The organism is Paenibacillus marchantiophytorum (assembly GCF_014640555.1).
Classification (GTDB): Bacteria; Bacillota; Bacilli; order Paenibacillales; family NBRC-103111; genus Paenibacillus_E; species Paenibacillus_E marchantiophytorum.
Genome location: NZ_BMHE01000012.1, coordinates 106,215 through 131,027 on the forward strand (window position 1 = coordinate 106,215; position 24,813 = coordinate 131,027).

The window sequence follows — 24,813 nt, forward strand, 5'->3', positions numbered from 1 at the left end:
CGGTTTTCAGAATTATAGCGCACTGTAGTTCCCTCAAACTCGCTATCCTGACACATTTCACTATTATCGCGGCTTAACGTTCCCTTAGCTCCGCGCGATAGCTAGGCTAGAGGATCTCATTCTGGCATCGAATTACTCCATCGTGCTGGGATGGCCTACAACCCAATCCTGGCAACTGGCGTCAATCTCCAACATTGAAATTCTGGGCAAGCTTCACCCACCCCAATCATCGACATGTCTCTTAAACCTTCGTCGTTTGTCAAGATGCCCTGTCTATGGTTGACTTGACATACGTCCTCAGACAAGCCCCGGCTCCACTCTTCCGCTTCTCCGCATGAATACGTCGTGCAGAAAACGTCCCTACACAGATAGGGCACCACCTTAAGATCGTGGCACCCTTCACATGCGAGCAGCTTGAACCCTTAATTCGGGTCTCCACAATCTCGAAATTTTTGGATTTCTTTCAGCACTATGGGACGTATCTTTTTGCCATGCTTGCTTATAAAGGCTTGCCATTGCCGATTCTCATCAAAGAAAAGTCGGTGTAAGATGTCCTGTTTCCCTTATACTTTCTATTCGACACGGAATCGACCAACCGCCTGCTGAAGCTGCTCGGCCATATCGAACAAACTCTTGGAGGAGAAGGAAATTTCCTCCATCATCGCCAATTGCTCTTCGTTGGCCGCAGCCGAATCTTGACTGGAAGACGCTCCCTTCTGTGCAGATACAGTCACGTTTTCCATAAAGGCAACGACTTCATCGCTGCGGGTCGCCACATGCGTGATCGCCGCACCCACCACTTCGACCTTTCTTGAAACGCCGCTGAAAGCATCCTTCATGAAGACCAGTGAGTCATTCACCTGCGAAGAGGCGGCTACGCCATCTTCCGTCAGCTTCATCCCTTGCTTCATGACACTATCAACGTCTCTGGCTTTCCGCTCGATCTCATGCAGAAGAATAGCGATTTGTTTCGCTGCTTCGTTGGTTTGTCCAGACAGCTTGCGGACCTCACCTGCTACGATATTGAACCCTCTACCGCTATCCCCCGCCCTGGCTGCTTCAATGGCAGCATTCAGTGCAAGCAGATTCGTCTGCTCTGCGATCTCCGCGATTACCCCTGTAATCGAGCTGATTTGTCCACAGCTGTAACGAAGTTCATCCACGATCGTCCCAGCCGCTGAGACTTGATTGAATACAAGACCGATTCGTTCCTTCATCGTCTGAACGGATTCCATGCCGGCGTGGGAACTATCCGTCGCCTCCTCTGCCAGCTGCGCCATATGGAGGCTGTCCCCGTGAATGACCGCTAATTCCCCCTTCATAGCCTGGATGGTCGTTAGCGTCTCCGTTACTATAGCTACTTGCTTTTGTATGCTATGAGACAGCACATCGGTCGATACCGCTATCGTCTCCGCCGCCAGCTTGCTTTGCTCCGCATTCCCGGCAAACTGTTCCGCTTGCTGAGCTAGCACATGCGCTCCCCGCTGCACATCTCCAATGAAGGCCCGCAGGCTGAACAGCATCGCCTGGAAAGATCGATGGAGCATGCCGACTTCATCCTTGGCAAGATCGTGCGTCGCCTGCTGGGACAGATTGCCTGTCTCGGCTTCGGCCATGAGCACTTGCATTGCCCTCAGCGGCTTAACTATCAGCGATGCTATCCATCTGCCGAAAAAGTAAAAGACAACAATGGCCGCAAGCGACGAGAGGATCAAAGTCCAAATCAAACGGTTGTATTGCGAAATTCGCTCTTTATTCAGCGCTCCCGAGGTTTCCAGACGATCCTGCTGCAAACTTTCAATATAACCGCTGATGTCCTCCATCGTACTTTTTATATGAGTCTTATAATACTGGTAGGCCTCTTTATCCTGCCCGGCTGCTGATAAACTCTTCACTTTTTTCTGATCTTCCTCATAACTGAGCAACGCTTTTTTCAGCTTGGACATCCATAGCTCGCCTACAGGCTCACCACCTAACGACTTTTCATAATCATCCAGCTGCAGATTCGTCTGGCTGCGGATTTTGCTCATTTCATTATCCAACACTTCCTTGTAGTGGGGGTCCGGTGCCAGCATATATTCCAATAATCGATCATTCATCGTATGTACATTGCTCTCTGCTTTATTGATCCAAGTCGTAGGCAAATAATCATCTTCATACATCTTTTCCGCATTATGATCCATATCCCGTAGAAAAAAGAAGCTGGTCGCCGTTAAGAGCACAAGAAAAATAACCGCCACGACATTTAGGGTCAATATTTTATGGCTTATCCTCATATCTGCTGCTAGCCTGTTAACCTGAAATACTCTCATTATTTTTCTCCCTCTCCCTCTCTATATAAAAACCTACCAGATAGGTCAACTATAACAGAGTTTTGTAAAGAACGGATTAAACGCAAGTTAATTAAGTTTTTTTTATTTGTTTTTATTGTGTTAAGTTTCTTTTTTTCAACGTCGCATTTACCTATTCTTAACTCGTTAAATGCAGTGATTTCTTATGGTATCTATTCATTTTCAGCCCTTGCAAACCGATAAATATAAATAACTGTTCCAAATTTTTCATTTTTAATTACTTAATAAAGGAACAACAGGAGGTAACAAAGCGTGAAGTCGAAGTCTAGATATAGTAAGTGGTTTTCGATGCTCATCATTTTCGCCCTAGCGAGTCAAACTTTATTTACAGGAATTGCATTGGCTGCTGAATCAATTTCCAAACTTGTCCTGAATAAGAACGAGCTTGCCTTGCAAGTTGGAGATACTGCGAATTTAACGGCAACCGCTATTTTCGTAAGTGGATCTACAGAGAATGCTACCGTCAAAACGGACTGGAATTCCGGTACGGCAGACGTAGCTTCCGTCTATGCAGGCGTTGTAACAGCTAAGAAAGAAGGTACAGCAGTCATTACTGCTACGTATATGGGCAAAACCGAGATTGTTAACGTTACGGTTAGCAAGAAGGTCAAGTCATTAACTAAAAACAAGTCCTCTCTGGACCTCCGTTTGAATGCAAGTGATCAACTTATCATTACCGCTTATTATGATGACGGCTCATCCGAGATTGTAACGAGCAAGGCCGATTACACGGTAGATGCAAGCTCTATTGTTACTGTAACGAACGGGTTAGTGAAAGGACAGAATCCCGGCAGCGCAACTGTGACAATCAAGTATATGAATCAAACGTTGACATTGCCTGTTGATGTTGAAGTAGTAAGACGTATTGATGCTGAGAAACCAGAAGTCTCCTTGCTGTTGAATGGGACAGAGAAAATTAAACTGATAGCCACCTACCCAGACGGCACTATCGACGAGGATATCTCCGAGAAAGCTGTATGGACCACAGACAAACCGAGCGTAGCTGACGCGATCAAAGGCACAGTGAAAGGTTACAGTGTAGGAACGGCTACCTTAACGGCTACGTATGGCACGAAGTCCACAACCATCAAAGTAGATGTGGACAGTACGCTTAAAATCGATTTAAACAAGAAAAATCTATTAATGAAGAAAAATACGACAGATGTGCTGAAGTTGACAGCGACTTATGCTAACGGAAGCACAGATGATTTTACAGACCGTGCCGAATGGGCTTCCAGTGATGCGGACATCGTGCAGGTGACCAAAGGAAAGATTTCGGCAATAGCTACCGGGGAAGCAACTATTTATGCCAAATATGGCGAGAAAGTCGTGACAGCCACCATTGACGTAGAAGTTCCACGCCGACTTGTTGTTAATACAGATCTTATATCTCTCAAAGTGGGTGATTCCCAAACGCTTATTCTGACCGCTACTTATGCGGATGGAACAACTGGCCCAGTGGCAGACAGCGCAGTTTGGACTGTAGATGATGATGCCGTTGCCTTTGTTAGTAAAGGAAAAGTCACTACGTATAAATCCGGTATTGCTACAATTACCGCAACCTACGGCGGCAAAACAACGACAACCAAAGTTGAAGTCGATATCCCGACGATTATTAAGCCCAGCAAGAAAATCGTAAATTTACAAATTGGCGGGTCTGAATCCATTGTTCTGATGGCCGATTTCAAAGATGGCCGTGGATCTGTTGATGTCACTTCCAAGGCGGAGTGGTCAACAAGCTCCAAAGATATCGCTGAAGCTCGCTCCGGAGCAATTTCCGGTTTAGCGACAGGCGCAGCAACCATCACAGCCAAATATGGCACTCGTACAGCAGTCATTCAAGTATCTGTTGGTGTTCTCAAAAGCTTAACAGTCAACCAAGAAAAACTGGTGATGAAAAAAGGCGATGCGGTTACATTAAAAGCAACTGCCCTATACACCGATGAGACAACGAAAGATGTAACTTCCGATGTTATCTGGACAAGCAGCAATGTCAAAGCGGCTACAGTTGATGCCGGCAAAGTGAAAGCAATCGCTTCGGGCGAAACTACGCTGACAGCTCAACTAGATAACAAAACAGTTACCATTCCTGTTCAGGTTGATATGGCCAGTGATCTTTCAGCAAATGTAACATCGCTAGTATTCGACCTTAACGAAACGAGAAGCATTACACTAACCGCTACAGACTTAGACGGCGCTACGCGTTCAGTCACGAATGAGGCGGAATGGAAAACGAGCAACAGTGCAATTGCCTCCGTTTCCAAAGGGGTTGTAACATCCGTTTCTCGCGGGAAAGCAACCATCACAGCTGTCTATGGCGGCAAAACGGTTACGATTCCGGTAGAAATCGGTGTGATTCAAGCACTTGTGGCTGATAAATCTTTCTTCGTTACCAAAAGCGGGGATCAAGTCCAACTGAAGCTGACAGCGACATTGGCCGATGGGACCATTAAAGATGTCACCTCCACGGCTACATGGAAAGTGTCTTCTTACAAATTAGGGACTGTTGTGAACGGACTATTCACCGCAACAGCATCTGGCAAAACGACCATTACTGGATCGTTTGGCGGTAAAACAATCGCTATTCCTGTAGAGATCGATTCCCTGAAATATTTGAAAACGGATGTCGTCAAAGTTGAGCTTCAAGAAGGCAAAACAGCTAAAATTGAAGCTATAGCCACTTACACAGACGGATCGGAAGAAGAGGTCACCAAGCCAGCGCTTTGGACCTCTTCCAACATTATGATTGCTGATGTGAAAGATGGCGTTATCCGCGCAACCGGTAAAGGGTCCGCCCGCATTACGGTCACCTACTCCAACATGAGAACAACCGTTCAGGTAACGGTTACGAAATAAGCTCAGCCAAACCGTTGTTTCCTTCATGGAAACAACGGTTTTTCTATATATAAGACAGGGATTTCTGCTTCGTGCATACAAATTCGTATATAGGGGAATATATCCTTACCTGCATTTACAGAAAACACTATTCATCAAGTGCCTGGAGGTATGGATTATGCTTTCCCGTTCTATGAAGCTAGCTTTGATTTCTTTTCTATGCATAACGGCCCTTCTGGGGACGCATCAGTATCAGAAGCATTCCCATAACCAGCAAATGATGGCTCAGCCAGCGAATTGGGAAACGGCCAAACAAGGCTCGCCTACTTTTTTTCAAACCAATCCATTCGGGATGCCAGGTGCAGATGTCAATTGGCAAACAAGGAATAACTTGACTAACCATGCTGCGGCTTATGGGCTTACGCCGCCGACGTCATTCAAAGCTTTAAGCGCCCAGAATCAGATCTTGGATACCACTCACAAAAAGGCTTGGTCAGGGTGGAATTACTTAGGACTGCTCGGTCTACTAGGCATGTTAGGGCTCAGCAGACGCTCGGAATCGCCGCCCTCGGACTAAATTCCAAAGTATCGTCACAGGAGCTGCTCCCTTACGGGGGATGGCTCTTTTTTTTATCCTCCGCCAACACTATAAACATTTGTCCATAGACTAGACTTTTGTCTTTAAATGATTTATGATACAGGTAGGCACTCGATGAAAGGAGCTATTTCATGGATCGTGAACAGCAAATTCTAGCGCTTATCCGTCAAAATCCATTCATTTCCCAGCATGAAATGGCCAATATCATCGGGATTTCCCGATCAGCCGTAGCTGGTTACATCGCGGCGTTAACCAAGAAAGGAACGATCCGCGGACGCGCTTATGTCACCTCGGAAGCACGCACAATCATGTGTATTGGCGGAGCTAACCTGGATAGCAAGGCTGTAAGCAAAGCGCCAATCCGTTTGGCCTCGTCCAACCCGGTAACCGTGAGCGAATCCTGCGGCGGTGTCGCGCGCAATATCGCGGAGTCACTCGCTGGGCTTGCTTGCCAAGTCTCTCTTCTCACCGTTGTCGGTGATGACAAAGCCGGACAATGGGTGTTGGATGCCACACGCCAACGCGGCGTTGACGTTAGTCAAGCCGTTACCCTTCAAGGCGAGAGCACGGGGAGTTACACCGCATTGCTCGATGCCACAGGCGAGATGTATTTGGCTTTTGCCAACATGGATATTTATGATAAATGCACACCCGCCCTGCTTAGGGACAAATGGCCGCATATGGCCGCCTCAAGGCTGATTATTGCCGATACCAATCTACCCGCTGATACATTAGGCGAATTGATTGAGCGCTGCCATCAAGAAGGGGTCACCTTATTCATCGACCCCGTGTCTTCGGAGAAGGCCAAGAAGCTGCCCCTGCAGCTGCAAGGGGTTAACGCTATATTTCCCAATCTCGAAGAAGCTTATCAATTAGCAGGCATTCCCGTTGGCGAAACTTCCGATTATCGGAAGCTGGCCGAAGCGATTCGCAAGCGCGGCGTCCAGCATGTCTTCATTACGCTTGGCATTGAAGGCGTGCTGTATGTCGGTGAGGAAGGCGACAAGCTCTTCTCGCCCCTTCCGACCAAGGTCGTCGAAGTTACAGGCGCAGGCGATGCCTTCGTCGCAGGTCTAGCCTATGGAATCATGCAGGAGCATTCTTACATGGATTCTTGCTCCTATGGCTTGGCTGCTTCTCATATTACTTTGCAAACAACGCAGTCCGTCGCTAGCGATTTAACCGAAGATCGGCTCCAACAAGTCCACAATTCGATAACTAAAGGAGACTAACCCCTATGCTGAATACATCCTATTTAACTTTCACTGATGAAGTCAAAGAAGCTTTAGCTGCTAATAAACCGATCGTTGCCCTAGAAACGACAATCATTTCTCACGGCATGCCTTACCCGCAGAATATTGAAATGGCTAGAAAAGTGGAGCAAATTATCCGCGACAATGGCGCTGTACCAGCAACGATCGGCATCATGGACGGCAAGATCAAGATTGGCTTGAATGAGCAAGAGCTTGAAGCTTTTGCGACGAATGGTCAAGTTGAAAAAGTCAGCCGCCGCGACTTCGGCTATATCTTGTCCTCCGGCAAGATCGGTGCGACTACGGTAGCAGCCACGATGATTGGCGCAGCGCTTGCGGGCATCGAAGTGTTCGCAACGGGCGGTATCGGCGGCGTTCACCGTGAAGGTGAAGTATCCATGGACGTCTCCGCCGATTTGACCGAACTGGCCCAGACGAACGTAGCCGTTGTCTGCGCAGGCGTGAAGTCGATTCTTGATATTGGCCGGACGCTCGAGTATTTGGAAACCCACGGCGTTCCCGTGGTTGGTTACCAAACGAGCGAATTCCCTTCCTTCTACGCACGCGAAAGCGGCTACGGCGTAGACTTCCGCCTCGATGATGCAGCGGACGTGGCAGCTATGCTCCGCACGAAGTGGGAGCTCGGCATCGCCGGCGGCGCCATCATCGCCAACCCGGTTCCCGCGGAATCCGCGATGAACCATCTGGAAATCGAAGGCGTCATTCAGCAAGCGCTGACTGAGGCCAAAGAGCAAAACGTGACCGGCAAGAAGGTCACGCCATTCCTGCTAGCGCGCATTAAACAGCTGACCGAAGGCCGCAGCCTGGAAACGAACATCGCGCTTGTTTATCACAATGCAGAAACCGCAGCGAAGGTTGCGGTTGCGCTCAAGAAATAAAGCAAAAAGACTGTTAATCACATCCATGCGACGTGATTAACAGTCTTTTTTTGTAAGCTATTCACTCACCCAGATCGTCTTCTCGGCGAAAGGCACGCGCTTCGATTTGGGCGCATTCACATCTGGATAGCCGAGGTAGATTAGAGCGACAAGTTCCTCCTGGGGGGCGAGGCCGAACGTCTCTTTCATTTTCGCATGAAACATCGGGGCACCTGACCGCCAGATGGCTCCGAGGCCCAAGGCGTGAGCGGTTAACAACATATTCTGTACCGCAGCATGTGCAGCTCCGTATTCCTCGATAACAGGAATGATTGGCGTTTCTGACGGCGTAACCGCAACTGCGATAACAACGGGAGCACGGAACGCTTTCTTCTCGCTGATGCTTTTCAGCTTCGCAAGTTCGTCCTCTGAGAGCGCTGAATCCGCTTCGGCTAACGCCACTGCGGCATATCCTTGGCCGAGCAAGCCTCTGCCATCCCCCGTCATGACCCAGAAGCGCCATGGCTCTGTATAGCAATGGTTGGGCGCCCATGTGCCTGCCTCCAGAATTTCTTCGATCAACGCCTTGTCGATGGGTTCCTGCTTGACCTTCCCAATGCTGCGTCGATCGCGAATCGCTTCTTTCATATCCATGATTCTTTCCACTCCTTCAACTTGATCTTCCTCTATTGTTGCACGACCTATTGCCTTGTGCAAACCTTACTCAAGCCTTATTCGGAATGGAAAGCCATGGACGCTCACTCTGCCAATTCACCTCAACCTGTGTCTCAAAAAAGGACGACAAGCCCTCGCTTGTCAGCACATCACGTGAAGCCCCTTTGGCAAACACCTCGCCGCGGCGAATCAACAACGATTGATTAAAGACCGGAAGAATTTCTTCAATATGGTGCGTCACGAATAACAAAGTCGGAGCATCTGGGCCTTGAGCCAGCTCATTTATACTCGCCAACAAGGCTTCCCGCGATAGAAAATCGAGACCATTCGTCGCCTCATCCAGAATCAATAGCTTGGGCGCAGCCATTAATGCTCTGGCAATCAGCACTTTCTGCTTCTCCCCTTGCGAGCAGGATTGGTACGTGCGATCGTACAAATGGAAGCAGGACAGGCGCTGCATCAACTGCTTAGCCTGCTCGAAGTCCTCCTCGCTGGGCTTCTCGTAAAGCCCTATGGAAGCATGCTTGCCGCTGATAACAACATGCTGTGTTTTGTCAGAAGCGTACAGCTTCTCCTGCAGAGAGGAGCTTACCCATCCGATCGATTTGCGCAGATCCCTTAAATCTACCGTTCCAAAGGGATGCCCCAATACGGACATATGCCCTTCAGTCGGCCAGATATAGCCATTAATCATATTGAGCAGCGTTGTTTTGCCTGAACCATTCAACCCTAGCACAGCCCAGTGCTCTCCGCGGGATACCTGCCAATCGACTTGGTTCAAAATCGTTTTATTTTCGCGGAACCAAGAGACCTTGTTCATTTCAATTATGGGAAACATAGCGGTTCCCTCCTTCGCATATTAGGCGCTAACGGTTGCTTGCGGCAGCTCAGCTTCATGTAGATTCAGCTTCTTGTCAGTTGGAAGGAATACCGCCAACAGTCCGATTAACGGCAGGAAGGCACACAGTTTAATGACGAAAGAGATGCTGGTTGCATCCGCCAACGTGCCAAGCACAGCCGATCCAATCCCGCCTAAACCAAAGGCTAAGCCGAAAAATAGACCCGACACCGTCCCCACCTTGCCAGGAAGCAATTCTTGCGCATAAACGACAATAACCGAGAAGCCGGATAACAAAATAAATCCAATACACGCACAGAGCACACCTGCCCAGAACAAATTAGCATAGGGCAGCAGCAAGGAGAACGGAGCTGTTCCCAGGATCGAGAACCAGATCATATTCCGCCTGCCGAAACGATCTGCCAGTGGACCGCCCATGAAGGTGCCTACGGCTCCAGCTGCCAACAACGTGAAAATGAAGAGTTGTGCTTTTTCAACCGATAGTTGGCTGTGTTCAATTAAAAAGAAGGCATAAAACCCTGTCATGCTGGCAACGTAAACGAATTTGGAAAATAACAGCATGATTAAAATCGTGATGGCATAGGCTACCATTTTGCGAGGGAGTTTCTTTTTGACAACACCTGTTTGTTTGGATTTGGCAGGACGAGCTCCCATCTTGCGATACCATTTGGCCACGAAAAATTGAACGATAATACCGGCAGCAGCCACAAATGAAAACCAAATAATTCCGAACTGTCCGAATGGCACGAAGATCAGTGCTGTAAATATAGGAGCTAGCGCCTGCCCGATGTTGCCGCCAGTTTGGAAGATCGACTGGGCTAGTCCCCGGCGAGGTCCGGCAGCCAAGTAAGCAACCCGCGACGCTTCAGGATGGAGAACGGAGGAACCTAGTCCGACGAGAATAACCGCTATAATGATCTGTGTGAACGAGGAAGCCACAGCTAGAACAATCACACCGATCAGCGAGAAGAATACGCCTGCGGGCAGCAAAAAAGGCTTAGGTTTGGCATCTGTATACAGACCAATCAAGGGCTGGAACAAGGAAGCCGTCACGTTCAACGTAAAGGCGATCCAACCGATTTGACTAAAGCTTAGGTGCAAGGATTCGTGAAGAATCGGGAAGACAGCTGGAATAACGGACTGAATGGCATCATTCAATAAATGCACCAAACTGATAGAAAATAAAATGGCATAAACCGTTTGGTTGCGAGCAATACTTGAATCGGACATGTGAGAACAAACCCCTTTCGTCATATCATCTGACGTTTGAAATGATAGGAGAGTCGAGCTACTCCTGGTTAAGCACTTTGCGAAGCTGGCTGACTGTCTCTTCTAGGTTTTGCCTAGTCCAGTGCTCGGCTGCCGCTACATCCTTGTCTTTAATCGCTTGATACATGCTCTCGTGGAACAGATGGTGCGGGTCGTGGACTGTTTGGACGCTCACCAATTTATGCGATGTCTCCAGCAAGACGGATGTAAAAGAGCGATACAGATCGATGACGACGCTGTTTTTGCTGGCGATCGCAATGGACAAATGAAACTTCACGTCAGAGCTCAGATACGTGCTGATGTCCCCTTTCTCCAACGCTTCCAACCGCTGATCAAGTGCGCAGCGCATCTGCTCCAAATCATGCTCCTCGCGGCGCTCGGCAGCCAATCGGGATATCTCCAGCTCCAGCATCCGCCTGACCTCATAAACCTCCAGAATCTCGGCTCTGCGCAGCCGATGGTCCAGCGGTTCCTGCATCCCCGTCTGGGCTGTCAAAAAAGTACCGAAGCCCTGCTTCTTCTCCAGCAGACCTGCATGCACAAGCACCCTGACCGCTTCGCGGATGGTTGAGCGGCCAACACCGAATTGCTGCATAAGCTCGGGTTCCGTTGGAATCTTCTCTCCAGGCTTAATATCGCCTTCGGAGATCTTCTTCTGCAATTGATTCACAACATCATCCACCAGCTTGGGCCGATTCAATGGTTGAAAAGACATCTTCGAATTCATCTGATCATCTCCTGTTTGTAGAGTATAGCATAGCTTGCTTGGGTCTTTCTAGCATATTTTTTAAACGCCATCTTCATGAGCAATCCGTGCAGCTTGTTTCTGGCACTCTCCTATGTAGATTGCCAAGAATTTGACAATGACGTACTCTATCGTGCAAGGTATAGTTATAGCAACAGAACACGCTCGATAGTTTGCTAGATTCAAAAATACATTCAACTTCAGGAGGTACTATGAAAAAACTGACTATGATCGCGACGGCCGCAATGGCTTTCTCTCTATTTGCTTCTGCTACACTTTCTAATCCAGCTGCTGCTGCAGCGAAAACAAGCGCTGATTTCACCGACTTGTCCAACACAAATGCTGCATTGAAAGCCAAAATTGATGCCATGTTGGCAGAGGGCATTTTCGATGGCGTTTCGGACAACTCTTTCGGCATCAATCAAAATATGACTCGGGCACAATTTGCTAAAGTAGCTACTCTTATCTATGACATCAAAGTTGATCCTACGGTTAAAGTATCCAGCTTCTCCGACGTTCATGCGGACGATGCCGCAAACGGATGGGCAATTCCTTACATTGAAGCCGCTAAAAAAGCAGGCCTTATTGATGGTGTGACTAACACAACATTCGTACCCGGTGATTCGGTAACAACAGGTCAACTGGATACGCTGCTGCTCAAAGGTTTAGGCAAAAAAGTCAGCACAACAGGTTCACCTTGGTATTCGGATGCCGTCAAACAAGCCTCTGATCTAGGCATTCATCCTACTGGTAAAACCGGCGAGCAGTTGGCTATTCGCGCTGATCTCGTTCAGAGCTCATACACGGCTCAGCAAGCTTTTGACAAGCAGAACCTTGTTTCCATCACCAAAGCCGCGGCTGCTTCCGATACCAAAAGCGTTCAAGTAACGCTCAACCGCAGTGTAGATACGACGAAAGCAACACTCGTTTTGAAAAATGGCACGACCGTTGTCCCAACCAAAGCTGTATGGTCCACTGACGCGCAATCCGTTACCCTAACGGCAGATCTGGCGCTTGCTGCTGGTGACTACACAGTAACACTTGGCGGCCTAGATGCTTCCGCTATCCAAACAGGCACAGCTAACTTCAAAGTAGCTGCAGCCACTAACGACTCGGGCAACATTTCTATTGTTGGCACTTACACACTAGCTGCTGTACTTGACAGCGGACTGACCGATGCCGCAACAGGTTCAAACGGCCTTGCTGATAAAGCGACAGCTGAAGACCCAACTCTCAGTAAATTTGCCAAGGAAATCGAAATCAAAGTAAAAGATGCTAGCGGAGATACGATTGCTGTTCCTGGTATTATTCAATCCGTTCATTCTTCTGACCCCAGCATTGTAAAAGCAGGTCTGAACGCAACCACGCATCGCGGGTATGTCCTTGGCAATAAAGTTGGAACTGCAGACGTTAGTGTCATTGTCCAAATCGGAAATGGCGATGCCAAACAGCTTCATGTTACCGTGACTGTGACCAAAGATTCGATTACAGCCAAAGAAATCAAAGCTGGCACAACGACCATTGATAAAACGTTGGCGCTTGTAGGAAGCAATTACGAATCAACTTTTGATGCCTACACAGCGATGGATCTTTCCATTACCGATAACTATGGTATTACTTATAAAAACAGCGAAATCCCTAAATACAACTTTGCGCTTGGTACTCTTTTCATCACGAACGATGTCAAAGGCAACGCAGCTGACGGAGCTGTAGGCACCGTAACTGTGACCAATGGCAGTGTGCATGTCGTCGGGAATGTGACTTATTTTGAATTGACAGCTGTCACAGCATCAGGCCAAAAAGTTACCAGCTATGTGAATCTCAAGCGTTAATCAAAGTGAATAAAACCTCAATTCCACTCGTGGAGTTGAGGTTTTTTCGTCTATCTGACATCTATGGCATTAACAATAGGCCAAACAGTCCCCGCCCAATGTGCAACTACGACAATCAGAATCCAATAAATCACATAATAGATGTCTGCCAAGGAGTAGGATACGCGGTAATAATACGTCCTCTTCTTTGAGGTGGAGAAACGCTTCGCTTCCATCGCGACCGCAGTCCGATGAGCCCGGCGTATGCTCTGAGCCAGCAATGGGATCGTATACATCCGCAGCGTCGCGTACCAAGCGGTGAGCGGGTTGCGCTTCTTGGGCCGCCCTCTCACTTTCAGCGCATGACGAAGCGTTTGCAACTCCTCGAGCATTTGCGGCAGCATCCGCATCGCGGCGAGGAAGCTGTACGCATATTTCGGCGCCACCTTCCATTGCTGCATCATGGCATAAAACAAGGCGACTGGCCGAGTCGTTAAACTGAACAGCAAGCCCACGGCAGCCACTTGTGTCCCCCGAAAACCGAGATGGATGCCGCGGTAGAAGCTTTCTTCCGTGATGCGAATGAAGCCCCACTGAAACCATAGCGTCTCTCCGTTTCCGAACATCATCATGCCCATAGCTGAGGATACGAAAATAAGCAGAAACGGTGAAGCATACAGCGCCAGCCGCTTAACGGGGTGGCCGGAGAACAACACCAACGGCAGCAATGCACCTAAAGTCAGGTACATCATCGTATTCAAGTTGTGGGTGAACACAACCACAATAAACAGAAGGATGGACAGGACAAGCTTCACGCCGGGGTTGACCCGGTGAAGCCAGGTTTCTCTATATGCGAAGGTTAGCTGCATAGGACCGGAGCTCCTTCCTGGCTGGCTTCTCGTTAACGCGGCCAGCCTTAACTTCCCAGACGCGGGTCGCCAAGCGCTCTACGATCTGCGGATCGTGAGTGACCATCACGATCACGGTACCGTCCGCGCGCAGCCGTTCCAGCTGCTGCAGCATGCGCATCGTACCGTGCGCATCGAGCCCGAAGGTGGGCTCATCCAGCAGCAGGATGCGGGGTCCGCGCACCATCGCGGACGCCACGCTAAGCCTGCGCTTCTGGCCCATCGAGAGCTGGAACGGATGCCGCTTCCGCAGCGCGAGCAGGTCGTAATCCCTGAGCATCGCTTCTATAGATGCGCTCTGGCCTTCAATCGGCTGCTCTGCCTCCGGCAAGGAGTAGCTCAGCTCTTCCTCCACCGAATTCGTCACGAATTGGAATTCCGGATTCTGAAACACGAAGCCGATCTGCTCAGCAAGCTGTTCGATTCGGCTGCCCTTAACCCCCTCGACCCAGCACTCGCCGCGAGTCTTGAGCAACCCCATGATGGCTAGCAGCAGCGAGCTTTTGCCAGCGCCGTTGGCGCCGATCACGGCAATCCAATCGCCAGGATACACCTGTAAGTTATCCACAGAGGTCTTAACTTGCCCGCCGCGAAGCCCGGCATAATCGCGGAAGATCATGACAGGCAGCAGGCTCTGCGCATCTGTTCTCACAGGTCTGCCCGCGCTCCATCCCCCGTTCGCTTGTTCATAATCGTCCCAGACACCTGGATACCAAATGCCGTACTCCGCAATCTGTTTCTTATACGCCTGGAATATTTGCTGCGGAGGACCTTCGGCCAATAGCTCTCCATTTGGAGACATCACGATGATGCGATCAATCAGATCGAGCATCCCGCTGATTTTATGCTCCACGATCACCAGTGTCATATCGGAGCTGATCTCGCGGATAGTGTCCCATACTTGCCGGGTCCCTTCCTCATCGAGCAGCGCGGTCGGCTCATCCAGGAACAGCACCTCAGGCTCCAACGCGAGCACACTCGCTATCGCCAGCCGCTGCTTCATCCCTTGGGACAATTGACCGATTAACGTATGCGTATCCGCCAGATCCAGCCCCACTAACTGGAGATAGTAAGCGATCCTTGCAGGCATTTCTTCGCGCGGCACTTGCAAATTTTCCAGTACAAAAGCAATTTCCTCATCCACATACGGCATGCAGAACTGGGTATCCGGGTCTTGAAAAACATACCCCCATCTGGTCGGTGTGCGAATTTCTTCCGCTTTCAGCGGAATTTCGATAATATCAGGGACAATCCCGCTGAGCACTTGAAGCAGTGTTGATTTGCCTGAACCGCTTGGCCCGAGCAGCAGCACTTTTTCCCCTGGCTCAATAGAAAAGGAAACCCCCTGAAATAACAGGGGGGCGTCTTCTCCGGGATATTTTAGCCTTAGATTGGTAACGCCTATTCGCTCACTCATCGCATTACCCCAGTACGTCGTAATCTTTCTTCGAAACAGGTCGAATCAGGTTCAGTACGCCTGTGCGCCCTAACGCACTTGCCAAATAGTAAGCGAATACGCCGGCAATCAAGGCGCTTCCCAAGAGACGCAGTCCAATAAACAAGCAATAATTCCAGAACGTCAGTTGATCAATATACCCATAATAGCTGTCAATGAACAGAGACAACACCGCGGATGCGATAGCTGCCAGAACCGTCACGCCAACGTTCACACGACGATAGAGGAAGAGTGCAAAGATAAGTTCCGCTCCCAATCCCTGCAAAATACCATAAACCAGCGTAGCTGGGCCCCATGATCCGCCAAACAACGCTTCAATAGTTGCCGCCGCAAGTTCCGCCAGCAGGGCAACCCCCGGTTTGCGAATGACGAGGAAAGCGAACGTCGCTGCCATAAACCACATGCCATAGCCGAGCTGGTCAGCGTGCAGCCCTATCGGCTTTAGCATATCGTAGACTGGCCCCCAAATGCGATAAATAACCCCAAATACAGCTGCGATCACGATTGTGATCAAAATATCGGTTAATTTTAACCCCTTGCTTGCTGTTGCTTTTTGCGCCATCTGATTTTCGACTCCTTTTCTTGGATACGTTTTTGTAAAATGAGATAGGCGAACACGTAAAAAAAAGCCCACCGAATACCGGCAGGCATAAACTTAGTGCTAGGAAAGGCACTTCATTCTCTACGCTGGCATTATCCAGATCAGATTAACGGTCAGTGGCATAGGGCCACTATCTCAGCCTGACTTCATCAAGCACCCGTGTTGCTATTCATTTGGCTTAACTGTAGCTGATTGCCTGATGTTTGGCAATCCTTTTTTTGGAACCTCTTATTTCTCTATCAAATGCTGCAGATCATGCGTGAGGCCATTCAATTGGCGGATGCTATCTACGATATCCTCAACCCGCTTCTGTTGGACTTCCGCACTGGCCAAAACCTGTTCAACCGAAGCCGCAGATTGCTGGGTAATCGCCGCGACGGACGTCATCTCCTCGGCAACGCGCTGCGATGAACTGTGCAAAAGATTGTTCATCTGCTGCAAATTCTCGGCTTGTTCCATTACCTCAGCCGTATTTCTATGGATGATTTCGAAGAGCTGATCCACGCTTTCCGCTGACTTTTTGCCTGATTCTACGGCCGTTTTGCCGATAGCAACCTTCGCAACCGCTGACTCCACTTTATTCTGAATAGAGCCCAGAATTTCCGAAATATCCGTTGATGCCATATGCGCATTCTGTGCCAACTTACGAATTTCATTGGCGACTACCGAGAAGCCTTGGCCATGTTCCCCAGCTCGCGCAGCCTCAATCGATGCATTCAACGACAGCAGGTTCGTTTGATTCGCTATTTCGGCAATGGTCGTTACGATATTTCCGATTTTCACATTTTCTTCGTTGACTTCATTCATGATGTCCGATGTTTCCGTCACTATTTCAGTAATATCCTTGATTTTGAGCGCTAAATCTTCCATTTGACTCTTGCCTTCATTCGTCATTTTCGCCGTATCTCGAGATCTGCTGCTCATCGTGTTGGAAGCGGAAGAAGTCTGTTCAACCGTCTCATTCACATCTTGAATGGCCGATGTAATGTCCGTGATACTGGTCGCTTGGGAGTCGATACCGATAGAGATTTCTTGGAAGGCAGCTACGACTTCTTCTGTGATTCTGCCTGTCACCGAGGCATTTTCTTGCAGCGCCTGGCTTGATGTGCCAAGCACTTCCGTCGTTTTGCGAACGCCTGTTAAAACCTCTTCCGTCTTAACCCGTGCAAGCTCCGACTCTCTTACACTCTTAGCCACATTGGCCAGCATCCGCGTTCCGATTTGCCCCTGCCCAATAAGTGTAATGATGGTCAACACATAGAAAACATTAATCGCAATCAGATCAACACTGCCCGGAAGGTTTGAACAGAAATAATTCAGATTGATAAGACCGATTACGCCATTAAGTATCAGTGGCCGAAAGTTCATATACAAGGAAACGAGAGTAAGTCCGAGGTACAAAATAAGGATGCTGGATAGAGCAGGATCATTGGCCATGAAGAAATAAGAAATTACATTAAACCCAATAGCAATGACATACATCGTGTAGGGTACCCAGATTTTTTTCCACACGAGCAAGGTACAAATCAGCGCAATCGGCGCCCCATAAGCCAGTAGAATCATAATCAAATCCGGTGATCTGTAAGCGGCTGCAAGACCCAAAACTAAACAGCCCCATAATAGCTTAACCATCAATCCATTTCGTCTGTGAAGCTCTAATTTCTGTTCCGACACTTTCGCTTTCTCCCCTTTTTTCTACATAAATAGACATGAATCGCAGTATTCAACAAAGGGGTCTCATAATCCTCTTTTTTCCAAATGGACAACCTGTAAAAACTTAACTATGGGCAGGATTTGACTTCCTATCCCCTTTAAAACTACAATATGTAGTGTTGATTAGTTTCATCTATACTACTTATTTTATTCGCAAAGGAGATCATATCTATGGATCATTCAAACATATCAACAGGCACGGATGCTATTGCTATTTTGCTTTATATAGGCTTGGCCTTTTTTGTTGCCGCCGTTATCGGTTACTTGCTAGCTGCGAAAGCCCACAAAGCCAATACGAGCCGCTTAAAAAAAGCTGAAAAACAGGCACAAAACAAGAAGCGCCGGACCCTGTTGACGCTCTCTCACACGCTCGTTATTATTGCGATTATTTGCGTAGGAACCTCGTTGATTCAGCGCTCTTCCAGCAAATACAGCGTCGAGAAATTAAACTACAATGCCCCGATTCAAGTCACTACGGATAAAGATTACGGGCGCGGACACGATGAAGGTATGTTAACTTATGAAATGAAAATCCCGACTTCCGGGACGCACAGTCCGCACGATCTGAAGTTCGGCTTTTATAAAGAAAGGCCCGGTTATGAGAAGCTGGTTCATAATTTGGAGCATGGTGATATCATTATCCATTACCACCCGGATGCTCCTCAGGCGCTGCTTGACCAATTGGAATATTTGACTCATTTTAAAAAGGCTGGCGCTGGCATTCTCGCTGTTCCCAATCCCGATGTGCCTAGCGATAAGGAAATCGTTGTAACCGCTTGGACCAAAACGATGCAGCTCGATAAATACGATGAAGCCAGTGTAGGCACATTCATCTATCAGAACATGGATAAAGGGCCTGAACAAATCCCTTCTGAAGTGCGGCGCGGCGGCGGAACGATGTAACTAACCATTTATTTGCGAATCGTTTCGCGATCCGAGACCAAATCTGTGGGAACCAAGCCCGTCAAGCGCCTGAAAACACGATAGAAATAGGACGGATCATTGTATCCGATAAACTCGGATATCTCCGATACGGTTAAGGCAGAATGCCTTAACATGTAGACCGCTGTTTTGATTCTGGTGGCGTGTACGAACTCGCTGATCGTCTGACCTGTCACCTTGCGGAAAAGCGACGCGGCGTAGTTCGGGGATCGGCTGATGCAAGCGCCTAATTCATCCTTGGTCACATGCTCTCGGTGATGACTCTGGATGTATCCCTTCATCTGCTCCACCAGGTGAGTGGACCCTACCGATGTAGCAGCTTGATCCCACTCCCGGTGCAAATACACAAACAGCTCTTTTAGCAGCGCTTCGCAAAGCGTGAGATAATAGGGCTGTTTGTCTTGCCATTGCAGATGCATGAGGCGCAGCTTGTCGAGAATCAGTTCATATTTGCCGGTAGATGCGCTTGTATATTCGGATGACTGGAGAAGTGGGAAAGATTCCGCTATGGCCTGTGCGTTGAACTGCACCATATACTTTTCGTGAATCATCGTTGGAACGCTTCTGCCATAAAAGGGGACACGGTTCGGTATAAGCAGCCATTGCCCTTTGCTCAGCAGTTGCTTCTTCTCATTGATCCAATACACGCATCGCCCATACGTGACGAGAACGAGCAGCCAGTCCTCGCTGCCTCCCTGCTCTTCTACGTACCACTGACTGCTCTTGTCATAGGTAAAGTTGGTTACCTTCATAGCCTCACCCAATTTCATACTATAGTACATATACTATACTATATTTCATAGAAACTAACCTCAATTAGGCATATAATGAAGCCAAAATTGATTCGTCCATGATGAAAGGAAGTCCTACACAATGCGTAAAACAAAAATTATTTGCACCATGGGACCCGCTTGCGATTCCATCCCCACTTTGAAAGAACTGATTCGTGCAGGCATGAGCGTTGCGCGGTTAAATATGGCACATGGCGATTTGGATGAGCATCGCGGTCGCATTCAGCGTGTTCGCCAGGCTGCCCAAGAGCTTGGGGTCATTATTCCGATCCTGATGGATATCAAAGGTCCGGAAATTCGCATCGGCCAATTGAAAGATGCCGGCTACGATTTGCAAAGCGGAGATCGCATCGTCTTGACTACCGAACAAATTATCGGTGATTCCAGCCGCGTTTCCGTCAATTACCCTGGGCTTCCACAAGATGTGGTGCCAGGCAATCTCGTTCTGATCGATGATGGTTCCATTGAACTTCGCGTGGAGAAAATCGAAGGCACGGAAGTGACATGCGTCGTCCTGAATCAAAGCGTTCTGAAACAGCGCAAAGGTGTTAACTTGCCAGGCGTACGCACATCGCTTCCAGGTGTTACGGAGCGCGATGTTATGCATCTTAAATTCGGTGTCGAAGAAAACATCTCCATCATCGCGATGTCTTTCGTCCGCAACGGCAATGATGTTCGTGAGGTTCGCGGCATTCTGGAGCAGCATGGCGCTGGCTTGACGCCGATTATTTCGAAGATCGAGAACGAAGAAGGCATGACGAACTTCGCTTCCATTCTGGAAGCATCCGACGGCATCATGGTTGCTCGTGGCGATCTGGGCGTAGAGATCCCGACAGAAGAAGTTCCTATTGCGCAGAAGGATATGATTCGCGCTTGCAACCTTGCTGGCAAGCCGGTTATTACCGCAACGCAAATGCTCGATTCCATGCAGCGCAACCCGCGTCCTACTCGCGCAGAAGTGAGTGACGTAGCGAATGCCGTTCTGGATGGCAGCGATGTCGTGATGCTTTCCGGCGAAACGGCTGCCGGGAAATACCCGATCGAATCCGTCACTATGATGGCGACGATTGCTGAGCGTGTCGAACAGACCATGGAGCGCAGCTCCTTGATCGATGCCCAGCTGCAATCGAACAACGAAATCACCGAGGTGCTTTGCCAAGCAGTCGTCTCTTCTTCCGACAAGCTGAACGCTGCAGCTATCCTGACACCAACGGAAACCGGCTTTACAGCGCGGATGATTGCCAAATATCGCCCACAAGCGCCAATTATCGCGGTTACGGCAAGTCAATATGCTATCAGCCAACTAAGTATGGTTCAAGGCGTTATCCCCGTTCTAGGCGAGTTCTGCGAGTCCACCGATGCGATGATCCGCTCCGCTATTCAACAAGCCGAAACACTTGGCTATGTGAAAAAAGGCGACCTTACCGTTGTCTCCGCTGGTGTGCCAGTGGGCAAATCCGGTACGACTAACCTGTTGAAGGTTGAACGCGTTTAAAAAATAAAAATGAGCCCCCGATCACCATGATTTCATGGGATGGGGGGCTTTTTTCCTTCAAACTGCCCGCTTTTCAGCGCCAAAACCACAGATAAGAGCCTCCAGAGGCTCCTAATCCGCGAAAACATCCACTTCCCTCGCAGATAGCAGTCTCCAAAGACTCTTATTCCTTCAAGCAGTCCGCTTTTTAGCGCCAAAACCACAGATAAGAGCCTCCAGAGGCTCCTAATCCGCGAAAACACCCAATTCCCGCGCAGATAGCAGTCTCCAGAGGCTCTTATTCCTTCAAGCAGCTTGCTTTTATTTATGGCGCTACGAAGCCATCAAAAGTCCAATAAGCATTATTTCGCCGCTGCCAGCTTCTCTTTCATCTCCAGCCGATCCTTCTCCGTCCTTTTCGGACAGGTGTAACACAACTCCCCGCCCTCGCGGCAATTGTACATGCAGCAGGAGGAGCGCATCAGAACCTTTTTCCCCTCTTCATTCGGACTATCCAAATAAATCGGCTTTAGATGCAGAAAAGGATTCCGTCTCCGACCAAACACATCCGCAGTGATCCCTTGCGTCAACACTTTGTAGCCATTCAAATAACGTTCCTTCATCTCCGCCGGAAGCGGCTGCCCCAACAAGAAATCCTGAGCAAATGTCAACCTCGCAGCATATTGATTCCAAATCATGTCCGGCTTCACATCTGCCTGCTCCCTCCGCTTCCTCCATGTGGCTAGATGGCAGCTACCGCTTCCTTGCTTTCCGTCGGGATGGTGACCGTTTCACTTTTGGAAGCGCCGCTATGCGCTTTGTCAGCTAGTTCATAAGGGATACAAATAGGAACTCCCGAACGAGGATCGGGGACAATATCTGCTTCCACATTGAAAATAGTACGCAGGGTTTCACTCGTCACGACTTCCGCTGGACTTCCCTCGCACATAACTTTGCCTGCTTGAATAGCCACAACATGCTGGGCATACCGCGTAGCGTGGTTCAAATCATGCACAACCATGATAATCGTACGGCCTTGCTCGCGATTCAATTTCTCCAGTAATTTGAGGACCTCAAGTTGATGAGCCATATCCAGGAACGTAGTAGGTTCATCGAGAAATAAAAGGTCCGTTTGCTGTGCAAGCGCCATGGCAATCCAAGCCCTCTGACGTTGTCCGCCCGATAGTTGATCAACAGGACGGTCTGCGAATTGCATCAAGCCGGTTACTTCAATCGCCCAATGAATGACCTGGTTGTCTTCCTTGCTCAAGGATCCCATCGCACGTTGATGCGGGAATCGGCCGTAGCCGACAAGTTCAGAAACCGTCAGACCTTCCGGGGCAATCGGATTTTGCGGCAGAATAGCCAATTGCTTCGCGACTTCTTTCGTCGACTGGCTGTGGATGGATTTCCCATCAAGCAGAACCGTTCCCTGCTGAGGTTTCATAATTCTCGCCATCGATTTGAGAATCGTGGATTTGCCTGAACCATTGGCACCTACGAGCGCCGTAATTTTCCCGGTTGGGATACTTAAATTCAAATTTTCAACAATCAAATGCTCGCCATAAGAAATATTCAATCTATCTGCAACTAAACGATGAATAGTACTCACCCGTTTCTATGTAAATTTAGACACTGATACCCATTATCATAAATATATTGAAAATGAGAATCAATGTCAATGAAATTATAACGAAATACTTGGGACAAACTACTCATACTGACTACAGGACCACTAACGGAGGCTCACTGATCCATGATTATCAGACTCGGATTCGTTTCCATTGCCATGGCGATCTATCAAAACACGCCCAGCTCGACATTCACATATAAGCTATTTTCTCAACGGCCGCGTGAGGAAGCTATCCAGCGCGCAATTGATATCGGCCGCAGTAATCTCGCAGCCACCCAGCGCATCCTCTACTACAACGCGGCCCATGGCATTCACTTATTTCGCCTGTCCTCTCAGCTTATTCCCCTTGCCACTCATCCCGATGTGAAGATTGATGTCGCCGCGGCATACAAAAAAGAGCTGCAGCAGCTCGGAGACTTCGCCAAAGCTCATGATATTCGCCTAAGCATGCACCCCAATCAATACACCTTGCTGAACGGGAGTGACACTGTCGTTGAGGCCTCCATTCAAGACCTGGTCTATCACGCGGCTATTCTGGACGGAATGGGACTGGATCCCTCAGCGATCATCAATATCCATGTTGGTGGAGTTTATGGTGATAAAGAAGCCGCTACCCAGCGGCTATTCGCGAAGATCCTTGAGGTGCCGGAGCAGGTGATGCGCAGGCTTACTTTTGAGAATGATGACAAAACCTATACATTGGAAGAAACGCTCGCAGTCAGTCAAAAAGTTCAGCGCCCCTGCATGCTGGACCTGCACCATGACTGGTGCAACCCCTCCACAGCTTCGCCTGCGGAACTGCTGCCGCAGATTGCCCAAACATGGGGAGATCTCCCGCTGAAGATTCACGTATCCTCGCCCAAAGCCGCTAAGGACACGAAGGAGTTTCGCTCCCACGCAGACTACATCGAGCCGGATCAGCTAATCGCTTTTTTGAAAACCTGCAAAGAGGCCGGCTTAACACGCGTTGACGTTATGATAGAGGCGAAGATGAAGGATTATGCGCTATTTCGGCTAGCAGAGCAGCTTGGTAAAATTCGCGGCGTAAAGCGATTGGATGGCGGCATTCTGGCGTGGTAGGCAAAAAAAAGCATAGGCAGCACGTCAGGATCACAGGATCCAGTCGGGCTATCTATGCTTTTTATCAATCGTGGGGCTTTGTAGATTATTCTGTTTTTTCACATGCTTGAGCGCATTGATTTCTCCGCCAATAATAATGATCAGCGCCGAGATGTAGAACCAGGTCATCAGCACAATAATCCCTCCGACACTCCCGTAGGTCGCGCTATAATTAGTGAAATTATTGACATAAAAGGAGAAGCCCAAGGAGGTCGCCTGCCAGCCAATGGCTGCGAACAGCGCGCCGGGAATTACACTTTTACAAGTTAAACAGGTGTTGGGAGCTATGTAGTAAATCCCTGTGAACACAATAAAGAGAATGATAAAGTTCAGAATCCAGCGAAAATTGTTCCAGATATTAATCGTCGTTGTTGCGATATGGACATGTGCCGCCATCCAATCCCCGATCCAGTGCCCGAATACGCTGAGCAGCAGCGCGGAAGCGATAACGATAAGCATTCCTAATGTCAGCATTACAGCGAGAAATCGCGAGTGGATGAAGCTTTTGCGCTCCGGCATCCCATACGCTTTGTTCACGGCAATGACGATGGAATTCATCGCAGCGCTGGCGCTCACCAAGGCCAGAATTAACCCAAAGGAAAGCGTGCCGCCTCTTTTTACATTCAGCAGGTTGCTGAGTGTTTCTTCCAGCCAACCGGAGACTGCTCCGGGGATGTACTCTTTGATCAGCAGTACAACATCATCCGATGAGAAGGGCAAATACCCTAGTAAACTCAAAATAAACAGAAGAAAGGGGAACAGTGACAGTAAAAAGTAGTAGGCGCACTGCGCAGCAAGCCCTGTCGCATCATGCTTTTGAAATTGACCCCATAGCAATTTAACATTAGATACAACCATAGGATTAGTTGTCCTTTCTTTGGGCAAGAATTGTGATAGAATAG

General features: G+C 48.8%; 21 protein-coding genes, 1 pseudogene and 1 riboswitch. Of the genes and pseudogenes, 8 read left to right on the forward strand and 14 right to left on the reverse strand.

Annotated elements, in window-relative coordinates; genetic code table 11:
- Positions 1-233: 233 nt before the first annotated feature.
- Together IEY34_RS38125 and IEY34_RS14235 are read right to left on the reverse strand one after the other, a co-directional pair.
- Positions 234-551 (reverse strand): annotated as a pseudogene (locus IEY34_RS38125) (transposase zinc-binding domain-containing protein); the annotation flags it as partial.
- 21 nt (positions 552-572) lie between these two features.
- Entirely contained in the window at positions 573-2,312 is a 1,740-nt protein-coding gene (locus IEY34_RS14235; RefSeq protein ID WP_189012535.1) for a methyl-accepting chemotaxis protein, read from the reverse strand.
- 291 nt (positions 2,313-2,603) lie between these two features.
- Between IEY34_RS14235 and IEY34_RS14240 the strand changes: the two genes are divergently transcribed.
- The 4 genes from IEY34_RS14240 to IEY34_RS14255 all read left to right on the forward strand — a co-directional run bounded on the left by IEY34_RS14240 (position 2,604) and on the right by IEY34_RS14255 (position 7,936).
- Positions 2,604-5,207, forward strand: a complete 2,604-nt coding sequence (locus IEY34_RS14240; protein WP_229757640.1) for an Ig-like domain-containing protein — start codon at positions 2,604-2,606, stop codon at positions 5,205-5,207.
- Positions 5,208-5,364: 157 nt separating this feature from the next.
- Positions 5,365-5,763, forward strand: a complete 399-nt coding sequence (locus IEY34_RS14245; RefSeq protein WP_189012536.1) for a hypothetical protein — start codon at positions 5,365-5,367, stop codon at positions 5,761-5,763.
- Positions 5,764-5,915: 152 nt separating this feature from the next.
- Positions 5,916-7,016 carry a carbohydrate kinase gene (locus IEY34_RS14250; protein WP_189012537.1) on the forward strand — a complete coding sequence of 367 codons (1,101 nt, stop codon included), beginning with the start codon at positions 5,916-5,918 and terminating at the stop codon, positions 7,014-7,016.
- A 5-nt stretch (positions 7,017-7,021) separates the two neighbouring features.
- Positions 7,022-7,936 carry a pseudouridine-5'-phosphate glycosidase gene (locus IEY34_RS14255; protein WP_189012538.1) on the forward strand — a complete coding sequence of 305 codons (915 nt, stop codon included), beginning with the start codon at positions 7,022-7,024 and terminating at the stop codon, positions 7,934-7,936.
- A 57-nt stretch (positions 7,937-7,993) separates the two neighbouring features.
- Here the strand turns inward: IEY34_RS14255 and IEY34_RS14260 are convergent, their stop codons facing one another.
- From IEY34_RS14260 to IEY34_RS14275, 4 genes are all read right to left on the reverse strand, one after another.
- Entirely contained in the window at positions 7,994-8,569 is a 576-nt protein-coding gene (locus IEY34_RS14260; RefSeq protein ID WP_189012539.1) for a nitroreductase family protein, read from the reverse strand.
- Between the two features lie 70 nt (positions 8,570-8,639).
- Positions 8,640-9,428, reverse strand: a complete 789-nt coding sequence (locus IEY34_RS14265; protein ID WP_189012540.1) for an ABC transporter ATP-binding protein — start codon at positions 9,426-9,428, stop codon at positions 8,640-8,642.
- 21 nt (positions 9,429-9,449) lie between these two features.
- Positions 9,450-10,679, reverse strand: coding sequence for an MFS transporter (locus tag IEY34_RS14270; protein WP_189012541.1), 1,230 nt, complete (start codon positions 10,677-10,679; stop codon positions 9,450-9,452).
- 58 nt (positions 10,680-10,737) lie between these two features.
- Positions 10,738-11,445: a FadR/GntR family transcriptional regulator gene (locus IEY34_RS14275; protein WP_189012542.1), complete on the reverse strand. Its 708-nt coding sequence runs from the start codon at positions 11,443-11,445 to the stop codon at positions 10,738-10,740.
- Positions 11,446-11,675: 230 nt separating this feature from the next.
- Here IEY34_RS14275 and IEY34_RS14280 point away from each other — a divergent pair, with 230 nt between their 5' ends.
- Positions 11,676-13,295, forward strand: coding sequence for an S-layer homology domain-containing protein (locus IEY34_RS14280; RefSeq protein ID WP_189012543.1), 1,620 nt, complete (start codon positions 11,676-11,678; stop codon positions 13,293-13,295).
- Positions 13,296-13,345: 50 nt separating this feature from the next.
- Here IEY34_RS14280 and IEY34_RS14285 read toward each other — a convergent pair whose 3' ends face one another.
- The 4 genes from IEY34_RS14285 to IEY34_RS14300 form a co-directional block, all read right to left on the reverse strand.
- On the reverse strand, positions 13,346-14,143 hold the full coding sequence (locus tag IEY34_RS14285; RefSeq protein ID WP_189012544.1) for an energy-coupling factor transporter transmembrane component T family protein: 798 nt from the start codon (positions 14,141-14,143) through the stop codon (positions 13,346-13,348).
- Positions 14,121-15,599 carry an ABC transporter ATP-binding protein gene (locus tag IEY34_RS14290; RefSeq protein WP_189012545.1) on the reverse strand — a complete coding sequence of 493 codons (1,479 nt, stop codon included), beginning with the start codon at positions 15,597-15,599 and terminating at the stop codon, positions 14,121-14,123. Before IEY34_RS14290 ends, IEY34_RS14285 begins: the two co-directional genes overlap by 23 nt.
- A 4-nt stretch (positions 15,600-15,603) precedes the next feature.
- Positions 15,604-16,200 carry an ECF transporter S component gene (locus IEY34_RS14295; RefSeq protein WP_189012546.1) on the reverse strand — a complete coding sequence of 199 codons (597 nt, stop codon included), beginning with the start codon at positions 16,198-16,200 and terminating at the stop codon, positions 15,604-15,606.
- A 100-nt stretch (positions 16,201-16,300) separates the two neighbouring features.
- Positions 16,301-16,410, reverse strand: a riboswitch (TPP riboswitch).
- Positions 16,411-16,467: 57 nt separating this feature from the next.
- Positions 16,468-17,913: a methyl-accepting chemotaxis protein gene (locus IEY34_RS14300; protein WP_189012547.1), complete on the reverse strand. Its 1,446-nt coding sequence runs from the start codon at positions 17,911-17,913 to the stop codon at positions 16,468-16,470.
- 210 nt (positions 17,914-18,123) lie between these two features.
- Between IEY34_RS14300 and IEY34_RS14305 the strand changes: the two genes are divergently transcribed.
- Positions 18,124-18,855 (forward strand): DUF3105 domain-containing protein, encoded by a 732-nt coding sequence (locus IEY34_RS14305; protein WP_189012548.1) that lies wholly within the window; start codon positions 18,124-18,126, stop codon positions 18,853-18,855.
- Positions 18,856-18,863: 8 nt separating this feature from the next.
- On the opposite strand, the gene IEY34_RS14310 is transcribed toward IEY34_RS14305, so the two are convergent.
- Positions 18,864-19,646: an AraC family transcriptional regulator gene (locus IEY34_RS14310; protein ID WP_189012549.1), complete on the reverse strand. Its 783-nt coding sequence runs from the start codon at positions 19,644-19,646 to the stop codon at positions 18,864-18,866.
- A gap of 121 nt (positions 19,647-19,767) precedes the next feature.
- Here IEY34_RS14310 and pyk point away from each other — a divergent pair, with 121 nt between their 5' ends.
- Complete coding sequence (gene pyk / locus IEY34_RS14315) at positions 19,768-21,180, forward strand: pyruvate kinase (protein WP_189012550.1); 1,413 nt, start codon at positions 19,768-19,770, stop codon at positions 21,178-21,180.
- A gap of 341 nt (positions 21,181-21,521) precedes the next feature.
- Here pyk and IEY34_RS14320 read toward each other — a convergent pair whose 3' ends face one another.
- Together IEY34_RS14320 and IEY34_RS14325 are read right to left on the reverse strand one after the other, a co-directional pair.
- Entirely contained in the window at positions 21,522-21,869 is a 348-nt protein-coding gene (locus IEY34_RS14320) for a (2Fe-2S)-binding protein (protein ID WP_189012551.1), read from the reverse strand.
- Positions 21,870-21,901: 32 nt separating this feature from the next.
- Positions 21,902-22,762, reverse strand: coding sequence for an ABC transporter ATP-binding protein (locus tag IEY34_RS14325; RefSeq protein WP_189012580.1), 861 nt, complete (start codon positions 22,760-22,762; stop codon positions 21,902-21,904).
- A gap of 153 nt (positions 22,763-22,915) precedes the next feature.
- Between IEY34_RS14325 and uvsE the strand changes: the two genes are divergently transcribed.
- Positions 22,916-23,872, forward strand: a complete 957-nt coding sequence (gene uvsE / locus IEY34_RS14330; RefSeq protein ID WP_189012552.1) for a UV DNA damage repair endonuclease UvsE — start codon at positions 22,916-22,918, stop codon at positions 23,870-23,872.
- A 48-nt stretch (positions 23,873-23,920) separates the two neighbouring features.
- Here uvsE and IEY34_RS14335 read toward each other — a convergent pair whose 3' ends face one another.
- Positions 23,921-24,769, reverse strand: coding sequence for a YihY/virulence factor BrkB family protein (locus IEY34_RS14335; RefSeq protein WP_189012553.1), 849 nt, complete (start codon positions 24,767-24,769; stop codon positions 23,921-23,923).
- Between the last annotated feature and the right edge of the window lie 44 nt (positions 24,770-24,813).